This is a genomic window from Psychrobacter sp. 1U2, from assembly GCF_051847575.1.
The window spans coordinates 1-1,875 of record NZ_JBPYDC010000100.1 but is presented as its reverse complement, the minus strand read 5'-3'; the positions used below and the strand labels follow the sequence as shown (position 1 = coordinate 1,875).

Below are 1,875 nucleotides of genomic sequence, written 5' to 3'. Positions count from 1 at the left end.
AAACGTCTCATTGACTGATAAAGAAGGCTCAGGACCGAATTTTGCAAATTTGGACTTGACGATAGAGCTTCTATTTTTGGCAGGATTTTTAGACAGATATTTTTGAGTGGCTGTTTTTGACTTTGAGGCAGGTGTACTAGCTGAATCGGCCTGCGATTCAGCTAGAATTTCAGCTAATGTTTTAATTTTCATAACTATTAATCAGCTAATCAATAAAATATATATGCAATAACTATTGAACTGGCGCTGCGTCTGATTTTTCATCCACATCATCCGCGTCTGATGCATCATTGTTGTCAACAACACCAAGTTTTTCGACACGTATCTTCGCTTCAATAGCTTGAGCAATTTCAGGATTTTCCTTCAAGAAGATGACTGAATTGGCTTTACCTTGACCGATTTTTTCATCGCCATAGCTATACCATGCTCCAGCTTTACCAACAGCACCAACTTCAACGCCTAGGTCAATGACTTCAGCTAAATGGTTGGTACCTTCACCATAGGTGATTTCAAACTCAGCCTGACGGAATGGAGGCGCCATTTTGTTCTTAATGACTTTAACACGAGTCTGGTTACCGATGATTTCATCACCGTTTTTGACCGCACCAATACGGCGAATATCCATACGTACTGAAGCATAAAACTTAAGAGCATTACCGCCTGTGGTAGTCTCAGGGCTACCAAACATAACACCAATTTTCATACGAATTTGGTTAATAAATACCACCATACAGTTAGAGCGCTTGGCATTACCGGTAATCTTACGTAAAGCTTGACTCATCAAACGTGCTTGCAAACCCATATGAGAGTCGCCCATTTCGCCTTCGATCTCTGCACGCGGTGTCAAAGCAGCAACGGAGTCAACGACAATCATATCGACTGCCCCTGAGCGTACCAACATATCCGTAATCTCTAGCGCTTGCTCACCATTGTCAGGTTGAGAAACCAATAGATCATCCGTATTTACGCCAAGTCTGCGCGCATAGACAGGATCAAGAGCATGTTCTGCATCAATAAAAGCACAAGTACCACCTTGCTTTTGACACTCTGCAATTGCTTGCAGCGTCATAGTCGTTTTACCTGAGCTCTCTGGACCATAAATCTCAACAATACGTCCTTTAGGCAGACCACCAATTCCAAGAGCGATATCCAAACCTAATGAGCCAGTTGATACAACGTCTACATCAAGCGCTGCCGAATCATCACCTAGATGCATGATAGTATTTTTGCCAAATTGCTTTTCAATTTGACCTAGTGCCGCTTTAAGTGCTTTGGCTTTGTTGTCGTCCATAATGGAGTCCTTGTCATAAATTTTCATAAAAGAGTAATTAAAAATTCGAAGGTATAATGGTAAGTGCAGAAAATATCCTATTAGATCATCTGTCTTAACATATCTTTAAGATCGTAGTTGTCTAAATAAATGCAATATAAACATCTCGTTCCACTATACAGTAAATAATACTAGCAATAGAAGTAGAATGAAGTTTAGAGTAAAAGATTGGTAGGTGTGTGAGTTGATGCAGTGATTATAACAAAATCTAGGTGCAACATCATGATAGGAAAGGTATCAAACGACAACAGCTGTCGTGTGAGATAGAGTGTAATTTAATTGTCTAAATGGGTAGAAAAACTTGTCATTATTATGATAAATTAGAATCATTAACAATGAAGGATGTCAACAAGAATATTGAGTTGTCCACAGGAAACAATAGGCTTCAGAGTCGAGTTTGTGAAACATCGATTGGTATTCAAAATTTTTTAAATTAATTCATAAAAAGTCAATTTTACTTTTATTGAGATGTAAGTTATTGATTTATATATCTATTTAAATTGTATAAAAATTAACCAATTTTACCTAAAGCGTTAAGCTATCGA

1 protein-coding gene and 1 pseudogene are annotated in these 1,875 nt (G+C 38.1%); both read right to left on the bottom strand.

The window, feature by feature from the left end:
• Positions 1–192: pseudogene (locus ACS8FD_RS13500) on the bottom strand (regulatory protein RecX); the annotation flags it as partial.
• Between the two features lie 40 nt (positions 193–232).
• Complete coding sequence (gene recA / locus ACS8FD_RS13495; RefSeq protein ID WP_439261873.1) at positions 233–1,291, bottom strand: recombinase RecA; 1,059 nt, start codon at positions 1,289–1,291, stop codon at positions 233–235.
• Positions 1,292–1,875 lie beyond the last annotated feature (584 nt).